We start from the raw sequence: 15971 nt of genomic DNA, 5'->3' as shown, positions 1-15971 counted from the left end.
TTAGGTGTCCCCTTCGGGGGCAGAATGACAGGTGGTGCATGGTTGTCGTCAGCTCGTGTCGTGAGATGTTGGGTTAAGTCCCGCAACGAGCGCAACCCTTGTCTTTAGTTGCCAGCATTCAGTTGGGCACTCTAGAGAGACTGCCGGTGATAAACCGGAGGAAGGTGGGGATGACGTCAAATCATCATGCCCCTTATGACCTGGGCTACACACGTGCTACAATGGACGGTACAACGAGTTGCGAAACCGCGAGGTCAAGCTAATCTCTTAAAGCCGTTCTCAGTTCGGATTGCAGGCTGCAACTCGCCTGCATGAAGTTGGAATCGCTAGTAATCGTGGATCAGCATGCCACGGTGAATACGTTCCCGGGTCTTGTACACACCGCCCGTCACACCATGAGAGTTTGTAACACCCAAAGTCGGTTGGATAACCTTTTGGAGTCCGCCGCCTAAGGTGGGACAGATGATTAGGGTGAAGTCGTAACAAGGTAGCCGTAGGAGAACCTGCGGCTGGATCACCTCCTTTCTAAGGAATAATACGGAACCTTACACCGATCAAAGTCTTGTTTAGTTTTGAGAGGATTACTCTTAAACTTGGTTCTTTGAAAACTAGATAATATTATTTTCTGTAAGAATTATATTGATTGATATAATTTTAACCGAGAAAACCATTGTGTAATTTGAGTTTTTTAATGTGTTTAATCGCTAAACTCAATAATTTATAATCCGTAGGATTATAGGTTAAGTTAGAAAGGGCGCATGGTGAATGCCTTGGTACTAGGAGCCGATGAAGGACGGAACTAACACCGATATGCTTCGGGGAGCTGTAAGTAAGCTGTGATCCGGAGATTTCCGAATGAGGAAACTCGATTAGTGTGATGACTAATCACTGCGTAGTGAATTCATAGCTACGTAGAGGTAAACGTGGGGAACTGAAACATCTAAGTACCCACAGGAAGATAAAGAAATTTCGATTCCCAAAGTAGCGGTGAGCGAACTGGGAATAGCCCAAACCGAACCTTCGTGGTTCGGGGTTGTAGGACTGAACATTTGAGTTACAAAAGAATTCGATAGCTGAAGCAGTTGGGAAGCTGCACCAAAGAGAGTGATAGTCTCGTAAGCGAAATTGAATTCCCTCAGTTCAGGATCCTGAGTACGGCGCCACACGTGAAACGGCGTCGGAATCCGGGAGGACCATCTCCCAAGGCTAAATACTCCCTAGTGACCGATAGTGAACCAGTACCGTGAGGGAAAGGTGAAAAGCACCCCGGAAGGGGAGTGAAATAGTTCCTGCAACCATGTGCCTACAAGCAGTCAGAGCCCGTTAAGGGGTGATGGCGTGCCTCTTGTAGAATGAACCGGCGAGTTACAGTTGCATGCAAGGTTAAGCCGAAAAAGCGGAGCCGTAGCGAAAGCGAGTCTTAAGAGGGCGAATTAGTATGTTGCCGTAGACCCGAAACCAGGTGATCTATCCATGTCCAGGATGAAAGTGCGGTAATACGCACCGGAGGTCCGAACCCGTGTACGTTGAAAAGTGCTGGGATGAGGTGTGGATAGCGGTGAAATTCCAAACGAACTTGGAGATAGCTGGTTCTCTCCGAAATAGCTTTAGGGCTAGCCTCGGAATTAGAATCATGGAGGTAGAGCCACTGTTTGAGCAAGGGGTCCGTCTTGGATTACTGAGTTCAGATAAACTCCGAATACCATTGATTTATGTCCGGGAGTCAGACGATGAGTGATAAGATCCATCGTCGAAAGGGGAACAGCCCAGACCGCCAGTTAAGGTCCCTAAATATATGCTAAGTGGAAAAGGAAGTGGAGTTGCTTAGACAACTAGGATGTTGGCTCAGAAGCAGCCACCATTTAAAGAGTGCGTAATAGCTCACTAGTCGAGTGATTCTGCGCCGAAAATTTACCGGGGCTAAGCATATTACCGAGACTGCGGACGCAACTACGTTGCGTGATAGGAGAGCGTTCTAAGGGCAATGAAGGCAGACCGCAAGGACTGTTGGAGCGCTTAGAAGTGAGAATGCCGGTATGAGTAGCGAAAGGCCAGTGAGAATCTGGTCCACCGAATGACTAAGGTTTCCTGGGGAAGGCTCGTCCACCCAGGGTTAGTCGGGACCTAAGCCGAGGCTGAGAAGCGTAGGCGATGGATAACAGGTTGAGATTCCTGTACTAGTTAATTATGTTTGAACGATGGAGGGACGCAGAAGGCTAAGTTGAGCATCCGGTTGGAAAGGGATGTTTAAAGCGTAAGTCAGGTCAGGAGTGAAATGCTTCTGACCGGGTTGACAAGCGCTGATGAGGATCGAAATTAAAGTAGAGAAGCAACTGATGTCACGCTGCCGAGAAAAGCTTCTAGTTAGTAATTAACTACCCGTACCGCAAACCGACACAGGTAGTCGAGGAGAGGATCCTCAGGTGAGCGAGAGAACTCTCGTTAAGGAACTCGGCAAAATGACCCCGTAACTTCGGAAGAAGGGGTGCTGACCGTCAGGTCAGCCGCAGTGAAGAGACTCAAACGACTGTTTATCAAAAACACAGGTTTATGCAAAATCGTAAGATGAAGTATATGGGCTGACGCCTGCCCGGTGCTGGAAGGTTAAGTGGAAAGGTTAGCTTCGGCGACGCCTCGAAATGAAGCCCCAGTAAACGGCGGCCGTAACTATAACGGTCCTAAGGTAGCGAAATTCCTTGTCGGGTAAGTTCCGACCCGCACGAAAGGCGTAACGATTTGAGTACTGTCTCAACGAGAGACTCGGTGAAATTAAGATACCTGTGAAGAAGCAGGTTACCCGCGACAGGACGGAAAGACCCCATGGAGCTTTACTGTAGCTTGATATTGGGTGTTTACATAGCTTGTACAGGATAGGTAGGAGCCATTGAAACCGGGACGCTAGTCTCGGTGGAGGCACCCGTGGGATACTACCCTTGCTATGTGAACACTCTAACCCTGAGCACTAATCGTGCTCGGAGACAGTGTCTGGTTGGCAGTTTGACTGGGGCGGTCGCCTCCTAAATAGTAACGGAGGCGCTCAAAGGTTTGCTTAGAATGGTTGGAAATCATTCTGTAAGTGTAAAGGCAGAAGCAAGCTTGACTGTGAGACTGACTAGTCGAGCAGGGACGAAAGTCGGACTTAGTGATCCGGTGGTACCGTATGGAAGGGCCATCGCTCAACGGATAAAAGCTACCCTGGGGATAACAGGCTTATCTCCCCCAAGAGTTCACATCGACGGGGAGGTTTGGCACCTCGATGTCGGCTCATCGCATCCTGGGGCTGTAGTTGGTCCCAAGGGTTGGGCTGTTCGCCCATTAAAGCGGTACGCGAGCTGGGTTCAGAACGTCGTGAGACAGTTCGGTCCCTATCCGTCGCGGGCGCAGGAAATTTGAGAGGAGCTGTCCCTAGTACGAGAGGACCGGGATGGACATACCGCTGGTGTATCAGTTGCGCCGCCAGGCGCACTGCTGAGTAGCTATGTATGGATGAGATAAACGCTGAAAGCATCTAAGTGTGAAACTCGCCTCAAGATGAGATTTCCCATTCCTTTATGGAAGTAAGACTCCTGAAAGATGATCAGGTCGATAGGTTAGAAGTGGAAGCGTAGCGATACGTGAAGCGGACTAATACTAATCAGTCGAGGACTTAACCAAGTAAAGAGCAGTGGTAAAATCGGAAGAAAATAATATTAGCTAGTTTTGAGGGAACGAAGTTCACTCAGAGTGTGGTGGCGATAGCCTAAAGGATACACCTGTTCCCATGCCGAACACAGTAGTTAAGCTTTAGTACGCCAAAAGTAGTTGGGGGATCGCCCCCTGCGAGGATAGGACGTTGCCACGCAAACCGGAAGGCACTTTCGAAGCAATTCGAAGGTGCCTTTTTTAGTTTTAAAAAACACCTGTCATTACAGATTCTTAGTTAAGCAAGAACTATTTGTCGTGTTTGTCTTTGGCTTTATCAAGGACCTTTTTGGTATCACTAATGACATCTTTAGTTCCATCTTTTGTTTTAGCAAAGACAGCCTTAGCTCTTTTTTTGGTATCGTCAAGGGCGTCTTTAGTACCATCTTTGACTTTATCAAAAGCTTTAGTAGAAGCTTGTTTAAATTTATCCATATCAGGCATCTTAATCATTCCTTTACTTAGGTTTTCATTAGTTTAATCATTAATTAAATTATTTGCAATCAAAAGCTGTGAGTATGTTAAAATATTGGTGCCGCTTTAGCTCAATAGGTAGAGCACTTCCATGGTAAGGAAAAGACTCCGGGTTCGAATCCCGGATGCGGCTTCTTTCTAGTTAACCTAAGTTAGCTGGAAACTTTGTTATGCAAAGGTTAATGAGTGGGATTGTTGCTTCTCTAGTTAAGACCTCTAGAATATTAATTTTGATATTATTGATTTAGAACCCAAATTGATGCTTTAGAAAGCGAGGACACGCACATGCTTCAAGAATTTAAAGCCTTTATCTCGAAGGGAAACGTGATTGACATGGCCGTCGGGGTGATCATTGGATCAGCCTTTACCGGAATTGTTAGTTCCCTAGTGAAGAACATTTTAAACCCGCTGATTGGGTTATTCATTGGAAACATTGATTTATCATCATTGTCCTTTAAGATTGGCGGGGCTACATTTCGGTACGGGGTTTTTCTTAATGCGGTGATTAACTTCTTCATCATTGCGTTTGTGGTTTTCATTCTAGTAAAAATTTTAGGTAAAATGCGGTTACGTGCTGATAAACAAAAAACTACCCCTAAGAGTGAACAATACCTATCCGAAATTGTGACCCTGCTGAAGCAAGAACAAGGGATTACCGAAAAAATTGAAGAACAAAAAGATTCGCAATCTTAATAAGACGGACCCTTTCACAGTTAGTGAAAGGGTCTTTTTTGATTTACCGTTGTTTTTTGTTAATTTTAGGCTTATAATTCCTCCAAGTTATTTTACAGTTTAGCATGATTATCAGTTAATCGGCTGTGGACCTCATTAGGTCCAAAGGAGGGTCTATGGCATACATTGAAACCAATCACCTTACCTATCAATATCGTCTGTTTGAAAAGCAACTGGGCTTTAAAAATGGACTTCGAGATTTCTTTCATCGTCGTTATCAAACTAAACAAGTCTTGACCGATGTGACGTTTACGATTAAGCAAGGAGAAAAAGTAGGCCTGTTAGGACCCAACGGAGCCGGAAAATCAACTCTGATTAAGTTAATGACCGGGATTTTACAGTCTGATCAGCAGGCCTTGCGGATCATGGGCGTGCATCCGGATCACAATGATTACCATTTCTTGCGGCGGATTGGCGTTATGATGGGGCAAAAAAGTCAATTAAACTGGGATTTGCCCGCCGTTGATACCTTTAAATTATTACGGTCAATTTACTGGGTAGATTCTTCGACCTATCAGGCTCGCCTGCACAAGTACGTTACGATGTTTGGTCTCCAATCAGTGTTAGACGTCCCGGTTCGTAAGCTATCTTTAGGGGAACGAACCAAGTTGGAGTTAATTGCAACTTTGCTCCACGGACCAGAATTACTGATTCTTGATGAACCCACGTTAGGAATGGACATCGTGAGCCAACGGGAGTTTCATGCTTTTTTAAATCAGATTAACCAAGACGATGGGGTCACGATTTTCTTAATTAGTCACCAAATGAATGACATTGAAGCGGTTGCGGAGCGGATTTTATTGTTATTAGATGGCCAAATTCAGTTTGATGGGTCCGTGACTAAGTTAATGAACACGGTGAAACAGCCAGAACGGCCCCTGACTTTGACCAACGTTCCCACTCATGCAATCATTGCAACTAAAGATGCTCAACTGACCGTAAAACCAGAACAAACCGTGGTTCATCCCCAAACTGCTGACAGTACCATTACGTTTAAGACGGCCGCATTAGACCAACTGCACGTCGAGACTCCTTCCCTAGAGGATATTTTATATTCGCTCTTTCGTAAGCAGGGAGGTCCACAATGAAATACTGCGATAATTTACTGCTGGGGCTGCACAATTCGTTAATCTATCGGGCTAACTTTGTGATTTCATTACTGGCCCGATTGTTACAGGTTGGTCTGTCGCTCTTAATGTGGCGCGCTCTGTATTCCGAATCTGGGCAAAGTATGATTCATGGATATTCTCAGACCAGCATGATGTTGTATCTAATGCTAACCGGACTACTGTCTTTAATTTTTACCTTTGAACCCTTATTTCGGCTCGCACGTTTAATTAAAAGTGGCAAGATTAGTACGTTGTTACTACGGCCCATTAATCTTAATTTAGAAAGCCTTAGCAATTTTCTTGGGGCTAAGTTAATTTTGTTAGGGTTGTTGGCGTTGTTACTCGTATGTTTAACTTGGGGTCATTGGTTTTTAATGGTGCTGATTTTAACGTACGCCTTCATCAGCGTGGTGGTCTGGCAACAAATCATGTTTTTGTTTGGGACCCTGGCCTTTTGGCTGGTACAAATGTGGCCCTTGCGACCGCTGCTAACGGCTCTTTATCTATTCTCGGGGGGACTCTTATTTCCACTCGATGTTTTACCGGTGTGGGCATATCAGGGGTTACGGTTTTCACCGTTGGCATTAGTATCTAGTGATTTAGTGCAATCCGTTTTGCGGGGCGTTCACGATCCCCAGTTAGTTTTGCTGTACCTTGTAATGACCTTTTTGTGGTTGCTTGGTCTGGCTGGATTGGAACGGCTTTTATTTCAATCCGGCTTACAACAATTTGAAGGAGTGGGCGTATGAGTTGGCAACTATATTGGTTACTGGCCAAACAAAGCTTTAAAACCTTTTTGACCTACCGGATGACCTCGGTTTTAGTCGTGTTGTTTGGGTTTTTATTTACGTTGATTGAAATTACCGCGGGTTTTGTCTACTACTCTTTTACTAATCGAATTGGGGGTCTCTCTTTTTTTCAGTATGAAGGGTTGATTATGAGTCTCACGTCAATTACCACCACCTACCAGTTTTTATTCATTGGGGCGCACGAATCACTGGCTGAGGATCTGGTCGAAGGGAACTTGGATTACCTCTTTTTACGACCAATTGCGAGTTATTGGTACTACGCACTGCGACAACTAGATTTTCCGAGTGGCGTTAATTTGCTGGTGTATCTGCCGGTGACGGTGTGGTTGTTAACCCGGTTTTCTTTGCCCTGGACTGCGTGGGGGCTGATTGCAATTTTTTACGGCATCGGCGTGTTATTCGTGTTTGCTTTAAATCAAGTGGTGGTCGAAATTTCCTTTTGGTACGATCATTTGACCGCGCTTAACGGAGTTCCTGAGGATGTGATTGATGCTGCTAACCGTCCCGCTCGGATTTATCCCCGGTGGTTACAACTGTTACTAGTTACGGTGATTCCCGTTTTGGCGCTTTCCAATGGGATTGTGACCGTTACGATCAATCAATGGCAAGCGCTCCAACTGCTGTTGCCACTAAGCGTGGTTACAATCATGTTGCTGTGGGGGTCTTTTTATCTATGGAAACGAGGCACGGCTCACTATGTGTCTGCTAATTAAACAAAACAAAAAAGCACTTTAATTTAAAGTGCTTTTTTGTCTGTAATTAAAAGGGGTTTTTGCAAGGCCCGAATTGGAATTAAATTCGTTACTGGCCCAGCACTCAGAAGGTATAGGTGATGCATGGCTCGGGTCATCATCGTGTACAGGGTTCCCAGTTCATGTTGGGTCGGAAAGTTAGTTTTTGAAACGTTCCAGGCAATCACGGCGTCAAACTCTAATCCCTTGGCTAAATAGACTGGGACAATTAAAACTGGTTTAGACAAGGAGCGCGCTTTGTCGGTCACCAGCAGGCAATCAAACTGGTGGCGGAGTTGTTGATAAATTTGAGTAGCTTCCTCCTTAGTCTTGGTAATAATAGCCACCGTTTCATCCCGCTGCCGTTCGGTTTTGATAATGGACGTGGTCTGCTCCAATAACTGTTGGTCAGTGGCAACTTCCATAAGGATTGGCAGATCACCATCCCGATTGAAAGCTTCGATGTGATCACCGGCCGGCAGAATGCTACTAGCAAGGGTGGTGATGGGATAAGTAGACCGGTAGGAACGATTTAAGGTAATTAAGCGGGGATATTTCACCGGCAAAGCAGCCTCTAACCGTTGTAACAACGCTTGGGCCGTTTCAACGTCCTTAAAGAGCGCCTGCTCGCTGTCTCCAATCAGATTGAATTTGGCTCTAGGAAAGGTCAGCTTGAGATACATTAATTCCGCTACGGAATAATCCTGCACTTCGTCGATAAAGAGGTACTTGATTCGGCGGTTATGATTCTCGCCGGTAAAATAATCCTGTAAAAAGAGAACCGGGGCGGTGTCCGTTAGACGAATGCGGTGGTATTCGAGACCGTCCGTAAAGGCTCGTTGGTCTCTTTTCCAGTCGGCTGCACTAACTGCTGCGGTGGGAGTTAATTGTTGTAAAAAGGCTTGGTATTGGGAGTATTGATCCCAAAACTGGTCGTTGTAAATGGCATCATAAACAACCCGGAGGCGATCTTTAACCACCTTTTTGGCCACGTAGTCGCGTTCTTCGTCAAAATCAAGAAAGTCTGCGGGATCATGCTCTCCCAGGTAGGCGTGATATTGTTCGTCAGAAAGGGTATCTAGTTCGTCTAGTACCCAGTCCTCGTGGACCTCTTCGTTAATGCGGGCTTTCAAGCGTTTGATCAGGGTGTTCTTGGTTTTTAAAAACCGATCCGCTAACGGAAGTTTCTGGTTAATCCGGGCGTAAATGTTTTGGACTTCCGCTGCAGAAAAGAAGATTTCTCCCTGAAAGTACAAACCGGTAAAGCAAATCTGGTCAGGAGTTAAATTTTGTAGGTAGGTCCGGATGGCATCAATAAACGCTTGACTCGCCTTGAAATCAGACAGAGGGGATTGAACCTGATGCGCCTCATAGCGTTCAAAGCGAGTTTCAACCCGTAAGCCTTCGAGACGTTGGGCAAAGAAAGCCTGCAACGTGACCTGACGCATGTTTCGTTCTCCTAAGCTTGGTAATACTTCCTTGATGTAGTTTGAAAACAAGAGGTTCGGCGAAAAGAGGAGAATTTGGCTGGCATTGAGCTCGTTGCGGCTGTGATATAACAAGAAGGCAATTCTTTGAAGGAGGGCAGAAGTTTTTCCAGAGCCCGCCACTCCTTGGACCACCAGTAGGTCACTGTGAACGTCGCGGATGATGTCATTTTGTTCCCGTTGAATCGTGGCCACGATGTTTTGCAATTGCTCGGAACTTTTGGAACCCAAGGTGGCTTGCAACAGCTCATCGCCCACCGTTTCGTTGGTGTCAAACATGTGGATAATGTGGCCGTCTTTAATTTTAAACTGCCGTTTTTTCTTTAACGTGGTGGTTTGTTCGCCGTTCGGAGTCTGATAGTGAACCGGTCCTAAAGTACCATTGTAATAAACACTAGAAATGGGAGCCCGCCAGTCGTGAATTAGAAACTCTCCGTTGTCATTCATTAAGGAGGCAGTTCCAATGTAGAGTGGTTCTGGGATTAGGGCTCCGGGATCTTGAACGTCAATTCGCCCAAAGTACGGAGAATGGGACAGTTGTTGGTAGGTCGCCAGTTGTTTCTTTACGATGGTTTCGTTTTCAACGGTGCGGTTAACCAGGTTTCGTTGTTGCTGCAGATCGGCCTTGGTTTCAATTCGATCATCGGCCTCTAAGTAATTGACGGAAGTATTAGTTCCGTAGTTTTTTTGGACCCGTTCTGATTCTGCTTGGGCCTTTTGGACGGCTAGTTGGGCCTTTTTGATTTGGTGGTGTAAAAAAGCGGTGACTTGGGTCACACGCTCTCGTTCTTCCTGTTCTTCTTGTTGATTCATGCTTAGGCCTCTTTCGTTTCAAAGTCGCTCATCATTCTAAGGGGAAATGGCGCCTCTGTCAATTTCTACGCCTTTGACACGGGGGCGAAAAACCCCTAAAATAGCAGTAAAGTTGAGTAGTTACTCCACCAACAGAGAGGTTAGCTGGGCTGAAACTAACCACGAAGTGACGAACTGGAATTAACAACTAAAGCAGATACTATTTGAGTGGCATTAAGTTGCAATATAGGTGGTACCACGTCGAGGCGTCCTATTGATTTTGAATCAATGGGCGCTTTTTTAGAAAGGAAGATTAACATGACCAAACCAATTATTTTAACGGGGGATCGCCCCACTGGGAAGCTTCACATTGGACACTACGTGGGGTCTTTGGAAAATCGAGTGAAATTACAGAACACGGGCCAGTATGATCCGTACATCATGATTGCCGACATGCAGGCCTTAACGGATAATGCGCGCGATCCAGAAAAGATTCACAACAGCCTGTTTCAAGTTGCCCTGGATTATCTGGCGGTCGGACTGGACCCAGAAAAAGCTACAATCTTCGTCCAATCCCAAATTCCGGCCTTAAATGAACTGACCATGATTTATATGAATCTAGTCAGTGTGGCCCGGCTCGAACGAAACCCCACGGTGAAACATGAAATTCAACAAAAACGGTTTAACGAGAGTGTTCCGGCCGGCTTTTTAACCTACCCAGTGAGCCAAGCTGCTGACATTACGGCCTTTAAGGCCACGGTGGTCCCCGTGGGAGATGACCAAGAACCGATGCTAGAACAAACCAGAGAAATTGTGCGCAGTTTTAACCGGGCCTACCACACGGACGTCTTAGTAGAGCCCGAAGGCTATTTTCCGCCGAAAGGGGAGGGACGAATTCCCGGACTCGATGGAAATGCCAAGATGAGTAAGTCGTTAAACAATGCCATCTATCTGGCCGATAGTGCCGACGTCATCAAGCAAAAAGTGATGTCGATGTACACTGATCCTAACCACATTCACGTTGAAGATCCGGGACAAGTGGAAGGGAACACCGTCTTTACCTACTTAGACATCTTTGCTGACGATCAAGAACACGTCCAAGCACTCAAGGAACAATACGCTCATGGGGGATTAGGAGATGTTAAAATTAAACTGTACTTAAATGAAGTGTTACAAGCACTGTTAGCACCAATTAGAGCCCGGCGGGAACAATACGAACAAGATCCTGCTGCCGTGGCCGCAATTTTAAAAGCCGGCAGTGCCAAAGCTAATCTAGTGGCAGAACAAACCCTGACTGAGGTGCGGAATGCCATGGGCTTAAACTATTTTGATTAGGCAAGGGTCGCAGTAAGGGAGTTGCCCATGGAAAACTTTGTAATTATTGACATCGGTTCGAATTCGGTCCGGATGGCAATTTATGCGATTGATGCTGCCGGAAACTATCACGAAATGAAACGGATGAAAAATGACGCCCGTCTGTCAGAAGGCATGGGCAAGAACAACATTTTGCAGTTCTCCGCCATGAAACGGACGATTGCGGCGTTGCATCACTTTCAAGCTGAATACGAGCAGTTGCCACACGTGGTGGTGCGTGCTATTGCTACGGCTGCAGTGCGCCAGGCTCAAAATCAAGCTGATTTTTTGCGAAGCATTAAGGACGAGTTGGGGATTACGGTTCGGGTTTTAACCGGGAACCAAGAGGCCTACTTTGACTACGAAGGGGTCGTTGATCGCATTAACGCGCACGACTTTGTGCTGATGGACATCGGGGGTGCCAGCGTGGAAATTGTCCACGTGCGCAACCGAAAGGCGATTAACTACGTGAGTTTGCCTACTGGTGCCGTCAAAATGACGGAACGGTTTCAGCTACAGGATCGGGTCAGTGCCGCCAATTTCTTTGTTGCCCAACAGCATATCATTGAGCAGTTTAGCAAGATTGGCTGGTTGGGACATCCCGCTCATTACCCAATTGTGTTAATTGGTGGGGCAGCTCGGACGTTAGCGCGGATTAATCGCCGTCGGCAACACTTTCGTAAGGTGGATGAGATTCAAAACTATCAGTTGACCCGCAAGCAGGTGGAACGGACTATGCAGGAACTTTTGGCCAAAAATCTCGCCGAACGCCAATTGATTAACGGATTAGAGAGCGACCGAGCGGATGTCATTATCGGAGGACTCACTAATCTAACCGCCGTGATGGATTTTATTGACTCCAAACGGGTGATTTTTTCAGACGGTGGGGTCCGCGAAGGGGTGATTAACGAATACTTAGAACAACGAAAACAATGACAGTAAGAAAGGAGGAGTTAGCGATGGAAAAGATGCACGGTTTTCACCGTAAATCCTACGCTGACCGTCTGGCAGTCCTAAAAGAAGTAGTCCCACTGGATGAAACAGCTCTGAATGTGATTAATCAGCATTACAACCCAATCAGCGGGGATTTAATTGAAAACTATTTAACCGACTATGGTTTACCAGAAGGAATTGCCACGAATCTGGTGGTCAACGGGAAAGAATACCTAGTCCCAATGGTGGTCGAAGAACCATCCGTGATTGCCGCAGCGAGCAACGGAGCCGGCATGTTGAAACGAGGCGGAGGTGTGACCGCCCACGCTGAGAGTCGGGTGTTAACTGGGGAAGTGATTATCAAGACTGACAACGTCCTGGCCATCCAAGACTGGTTTACGAATCATAAACAAGACGTCATGAAGACCGCTTTTCAGGCACATCCAAGCATTGCCAAGTACGGGGGCATTCAAGACGTTGAATTTAACATCATTGATGAAGAACATGTTTCTTTAGAACTTTTTGTGGATGTGGGCGACGCCATGGGTGCCAACACGCTTAATTCAATGCTCGAAGCCGTGGGGGACCAGATCGAAACGGAGCTGGGTCAGCAAGTTTTGATGAGCATTCTGTCAAACTTTGGTGATCATAACGTGGTAATTGCCACCGGAACCGTGCCGTTTTCCGTCTTAGAACGCGGGGATTTATCTGGTCAAGAGGTTGCCAACCGAATTGCCGAGGCGGCAGACGTCGCTAACATCTATCCGAAACGAGCTGCCACTCACAATAAGGGCATCATGAACGGGATTGACGCCGTAGTAGTTGCTACCGGCAACGACTGGCGGGCGGTTGAAAGTGCCGCCCACTCGTTTGCCGCCCGCAAGGGAAACTATAAAGGTCTGAGTAAGTGGCGGGTGACCGATGCGGGCCTGGAAGGTCGGATTCGCTTGCCAATCCCCACTGGAATTGTGGGAGGAGCAACGCACGTCTTAGAAATGAGTAAGGTGAACTACCAAATTCTTGGAATTAATTCGGCTCTAGAAATGATGAATTTACTAGCTGGGGTAGGATTGGCCCAAAACCTAGCAGCGTTAAAGGCATTAGTCACCGATGGCATTCAGCGGGGCCATATGAGCTTACAACTGAAGTCGTTAGCCTTGACCGCTGGCGCCACGCCTCAGAATGTGGATCAAGTGGTTGTGGCCCTCAAACAGTTGCCTAAGCATGAGCGTGATCAGGCCCACGCCCAACAAATTGTGGCAAACATGAAGGAGGATAAATGCGATGGCCAATAGTGATGTTCAGTTACAACCTGCCGTCCAGGATCTGTTAAACCAAGTGGCTAAATTCTTCCCTGGAGACGTACAGGTTCAGATCATTGGAGACTTAAAGTCGGGTTACCTCCGGCACGATCAGGTGCAAACCATGCAAGACGGTCAACACCTGTTTGTCCAGCTCAGTGATATTACTGATCCAGACTTTTTAGCCAGTCACGAACTATTACACATTTTAATGACGCTCCGGGGCTTTCCCCAGGTCTACTTTCCGTTAACGACCGGTGACGATCAGCTCGATGAACAACTCCGCTACGTGGGGACGGATCTCTTTGACACGGTGGCCCACTTCGTGGTGTATGCAGAGCAACGCCAGCACGGCTTAATTAATAAAACGGTCGAAGAAGATGTCGTAAAAGGGGTACGGCAGACGATTACCCCAGAGCAGGGCCACGTGGATGCCGAGATGATTACCCGCCTGGTGACGGTCCTGGATGCCTTCGTCTTTTTAGGCGATCACTTTGACCAGTACCGGTACCTGTTTGACCATGACTTTCCAATTGCCACGCAAGCAGCGGAACAGTTATATCAACTGCTAACGGAAAAACCGACGACCAGTCCGTTTGCGATGCGGCGCAACGTGGTTAAACTGTTTCGAGCTTTTGATCAACAATTGCAGCGGTGGGAACTGCCAGCTCTCCATTTAAACGAGTTTGCAATGGTGACATCGGTCTTTTCCAAACGTCAGCTGGGATTACAGGTCAAGCAGGTTTTTAAGCTGTACTACTCGGAACTGCGGAACCACGCAACCGGAAAACGGGCCTACGTCGGCTTTACGATTAGTGATGACCAAAACTCATTGGTAATGGACGGTCCCGTCGGAGAAAAGGTTAGTACTGAACACATTCAGGCTCTGTACCAAAAGACGGTGCAGGAACTATTTGACGAATTACACATTCCGTATCTGGAACGCTAAACGGGGAGGAAGCACACGTGGAAAATTTTGCAGCATTACAAGCTCAGGTTGATAGCGCCCAGCACATAGTTTTTTTAACGGGAGCTGGAGTTTCCACTCCCTCGGGGATTCCGGATTATCGTTCCAAATCGGGACTGTACACTACCGGAAATACCAACCGGCCGACCGAGTATTACCTCAGCCATGACTGCTTGGTCAACGAGCCAGCGGTTTTTTACCAGTTTGTGATGAAAAATCTGTACTATCCCGATGCCCAACCGAACGTAATTCAAAAGAAGCAAGCGGCCTTTACGAACGCCAACCGGGCTGCCATTGTAACCCAAAACATCGATAACCTATACGAAGCCGCGGGCGCAAGCCATCTGCACGAATTTCACGGGAATCTCTATCGGATTTACTGCCAGAAGTGTGGAGCGGTGGTGGACTACCAGACCTACGCGCAGAGCATGTACCACCAGCAAGACGGGGGCATTCTTCGTCCCGATGTGGTTCTGTACGGTGAGGGCATTAATCCAGATGTTGTCGAAGCCAGCGTGAACGCGGTAATGAACGCCGATTTAATTTTAATTGTCGGAACCTCGATGCGGGTCTACCCGTTTGCCGGCTTACTTGATTACCGACAGCCTAACGTGCCCGTGGTGGTAATTAACCAGGAACACCTTGATTTGCCGGGAGCAAACACCCAGTATCAGTTAGATGCAAGTGAGGTATTTGACCGCTTGCAGGTGAACCCTAACCATGATTAAGGTTGGATTGACGACGTGGACCGATCACCCGCTGTTGAGTAACGGAAAGCAAAAGGCAACCTTAGCAGAATATACCGGGAGTTTTCCGGTGGTAGAGGTTGATAGCGCCTTTTACAGCGTTCCCAAAGCAGAATGGGCGCAAAAATGGGTGGCTGAAACTCCGGCTGACTTTCAGTTTGTGGTGAAGGCCAACTACGTGATGACCAAGACCCCGATGCCGCGGTTAGGGACCGTAACTGAGGAACAACGGCTCGCTCGCTTTGTCGAACTGCAAACGGCCCTTGCCCCGCTACGTACCGCGGGCAAGTTGCTGGCCGTGCTCTTCCAATTTCCACCTTCATTTCGGTGTAATCAAGAAAGCATTCAATACCTGAAAACGGTGCGGGCTCAGATGGGTGATTGGCCGATTGCGGTTGAATTTCGTAACCGTTCCTGGTTGGATGGAAGCGAGTTGCAACGAGATACAGCTGCTTTTCTACGTAGCTTACGAATGAGTGAGGTCGTAGTTGATGAACCGCATGCAGCTGCGAACGGAATTCCGTTTACGCCGATTGTGACCAACCGTAAACTGGCTTTTTTGCGCCTCCATGGTCAAAACGCCACTGAATGGGCGAAAGGGACCCGGGAACGGTACCGCTATCACTATTCTGATGCTGAATTGCAACACTTTGCTGAAACTGCGCAAACCTTAGCCCAGCAAGCCCAGACCGTAGTGGTGATTTTTAATAACAATACGGGTCATGACGCAGCCCCCAATGCCTTAACCTTGCAACGAATGCTGCACCAACGGGGGCGCGCCCAACCCGCAGAACAACTAAATTTATTTTAGTTTAGTTGTTGTATAATGAAAAAAACGACACGATAAAGGAGAATC

12 protein-coding genes, 1 tRNA gene, 2 rRNA genes and 1 other annotated feature are annotated in these 15971 nt (G+C 47.1%); of the genes, 13 read left to right on the top strand and 2 right to left on the bottom strand.

The genetic code is table 11. The features are described from left to right. Window positions 1-525 (top strand) — a sequence feature (16S ribosomal RNA rRNA prediction is too short). Window positions 526-738: 213 nt separating this feature from the next. Both M3M39_RS07455 and rrf read left to right on the top strand, forming a co-directional pair. Next, a 23S ribosomal RNA gene (locus M3M39_RS07455) occupies window positions 739-3654 on the top strand. A gap of 70 nt (window positions 3655-3724) precedes the next feature. Then, window positions 3725-3841 (top strand): 5S ribosomal RNA (rrf, locus tag M3M39_RS07450). An 89-nt stretch (window positions 3842-3930) separates the two neighbouring features. Here rrf and M3M39_RS07445 read toward each other — a convergent pair. After that, window positions 3931-4125 carry a hypothetical protein gene (locus tag M3M39_RS07445; RefSeq protein WP_252797201.1) on the bottom strand — a complete coding sequence of 65 codons (195 nt, stop codon included), beginning with the start codon at window positions 4123-4125 and terminating at the stop codon, window positions 3931-3933. Window positions 4126-4215: 90 nt separating this feature from the next. Here M3M39_RS07445 and M3M39_RS07440 point away from each other — a divergent pair. The 5 genes from M3M39_RS07440 (at window position 4216) to M3M39_RS07420 (ending at window position 7518) form a co-directional block, all read left to right on the top strand. Further along, a tRNA-Thr gene (locus M3M39_RS07440) sits at window positions 4216-4288 on the top strand. Window positions 4289-4440: 152 nt separating this feature from the next. Beyond that, window positions 4441-4848, top strand: a complete 408-nt coding sequence (mscL, locus tag M3M39_RS07435) for a large-conductance mechanosensitive channel protein MscL (RefSeq protein WP_252797200.1) — start codon at window positions 4441-4443, stop codon at window positions 4846-4848. 155 nt (window positions 4849-5003) lie between these two features. Next, window positions 5004-5975: an ABC transporter ATP-binding protein gene (locus M3M39_RS07430; RefSeq protein ID WP_252797199.1), complete on the top strand. Its 972-nt coding sequence runs from the start codon at window positions 5004-5006 to the stop codon at window positions 5973-5975. Continuing rightward, a complete protein-coding gene (locus M3M39_RS07425; protein WP_252797198.1) occupies window positions 5972-6745 on the top strand; it encodes an ABC-2 family transporter protein in 774 nt (257 codons plus the stop codon). Before M3M39_RS07430 ends, M3M39_RS07425 begins: the two co-directional genes overlap by 4 nt. Further along, window positions 6742-7518, top strand: a complete 777-nt coding sequence (locus M3M39_RS07420; protein WP_252797197.1) for an ABC-2 family transporter protein — start codon at window positions 6742-6744, stop codon at window positions 7516-7518. Before M3M39_RS07425 ends, M3M39_RS07420 begins: the two co-directional genes overlap by 4 nt. Window positions 7519-7541: 23 nt before the next feature. Here M3M39_RS07420 and helD read toward each other — a convergent pair whose 3' ends face one another. Further along, window positions 7542-9836: an RNA polymerase recycling motor HelD gene (helD, locus tag M3M39_RS07415; RefSeq protein WP_252797196.1), complete on the bottom strand. Its 2295-nt coding sequence runs from the start codon at window positions 9834-9836 to the stop codon at window positions 7542-7544. A 297-nt stretch (window positions 9837-10133) separates the two neighbouring features. On the opposite strand from helD, the gene trpS reads away from it, so the two are divergent. Genes trpS through M3M39_RS07385 form a run of 6 tightly spaced genes read left to right on the top strand, consistent with a single transcriptional unit; the run spans window position 10134 to window position 15926 of the window. Continuing rightward, window positions 10134-11150 (top strand): tryptophan--tRNA ligase, encoded by a 1017-nt coding sequence (trpS, locus tag M3M39_RS07410; RefSeq protein ID WP_252797195.1) that lies wholly within the window; start codon window positions 10134-10136, stop codon window positions 11148-11150. Between the two features lie 27 nt (window positions 11151-11177). After that, window positions 11178-12104 (top strand): Ppx/GppA phosphatase family protein, encoded by a 927-nt coding sequence (locus M3M39_RS07405; RefSeq protein ID WP_252797194.1) that lies wholly within the window; start codon window positions 11178-11180, stop codon window positions 12102-12104. Between the two features lie 23 nt (window positions 12105-12127). Beyond that, window positions 12128-13396, top strand: a complete 1269-nt coding sequence (locus M3M39_RS07400) for a hydroxymethylglutaryl-CoA reductase, degradative (protein WP_252797193.1) — start codon at window positions 12128-12130, stop codon at window positions 13394-13396. Continuing rightward, entirely contained in the window at window positions 13386-14351 is a 966-nt protein-coding gene (locus M3M39_RS07395; RefSeq protein ID WP_252797192.1) for an IpaB/EvcA family protein, read from the top strand. Before M3M39_RS07400 ends, M3M39_RS07395 begins: the two co-directional genes overlap by 11 nt. Window positions 14352-14368: 17 nt before the next feature. After that, on the top strand, window positions 14369-15097 hold the full coding sequence (locus M3M39_RS07390) for an NAD-dependent protein deacylase (protein WP_252797191.1): 729 nt from the start codon (window positions 14369-14371) through the stop codon (window positions 15095-15097). Continuing rightward, a complete protein-coding gene (locus M3M39_RS07385) occupies window positions 15090-15926 on the top strand; it encodes a DUF72 domain-containing protein (protein WP_252797190.1) in 837 nt (278 codons plus the stop codon). The genes M3M39_RS07390 and M3M39_RS07385 overlap by 8 nt, the downstream gene beginning before the upstream one ends. The last annotated feature ends 45 nt before the right edge of the window (window positions 15927-15971 follow it).

This window comes from Fructilactobacillus hinvesii (assembly GCF_024029435.1).
GTDB lineage: Bacteria > Bacillota > Bacilli > Lactobacillales > Lactobacillaceae > Fructilactobacillus > Fructilactobacillus hinvesii.
The sequence above is the reverse complement of the archived record's forward strand: the minus strand, read 5'-3'. Positions and strand labels throughout refer to the sequence as shown.

Bases quoted from the DNA above. Each gene is read 5' to 3' on its own strand.
- M3M39_RS07445 (WP_252797201.1), bottom strand. From the start codon at position 4,125: ATGCCTGATATGGATAAATTTAAACAAGCTTCTACTAAAGCTTTTGAT.
- mscL (WP_252797200.1), top strand. From the start codon at position 4,441: ATGCTTCAAGAATTTAAAGCCTTTATCTCGAAGGGAAACGTGATTGAC.
- M3M39_RS07430 (WP_252797199.1), top strand. From the start codon at position 5,004: ATGGCATACATTGAAACCAATCACCTTACCTATCAATATCGTCTGTTT.
- M3M39_RS07425 (WP_252797198.1), top strand. From the start codon at position 5,972: ATGAAATACTGCGATAATTTACTGCTGGGGCTGCACAATTCGTTAATC.
- M3M39_RS07420 (WP_252797197.1), top strand. From the start codon at position 6,742: ATGAGTTGGCAACTATATTGGTTACTGGCCAAACAAAGCTTTAAAACC.
- helD (WP_252797196.1), bottom strand. From the start codon at position 9,836: ATGAATCAACAAGAAGAACAGGAAGAACGAGAGCGTGTGACCCAAGTC.
- trpS (WP_252797195.1), top strand. From the start codon at position 10,134: ATGACCAAACCAATTATTTTAACGGGGGATCGCCCCACTGGGAAGCTT.
- M3M39_RS07405 (WP_252797194.1), top strand. From the start codon at position 11,178: ATGGAAAACTTTGTAATTATTGACATCGGTTCGAATTCGGTCCGGATG.
- M3M39_RS07400 (WP_252797193.1), top strand. From the start codon at position 12,128: ATGGAAAAGATGCACGGTTTTCACCGTAAATCCTACGCTGACCGTCTG.
- M3M39_RS07395 (WP_252797192.1), top strand. From the start codon at position 13,386: ATGGCCAATAGTGATGTTCAGTTACAACCTGCCGTCCAGGATCTGTTA.
- M3M39_RS07385 (WP_252797190.1), top strand. From the start codon at position 15,090: ATGATTAAGGTTGGATTGACGACGTGGACCGATCACCCGCTGTTGAGT.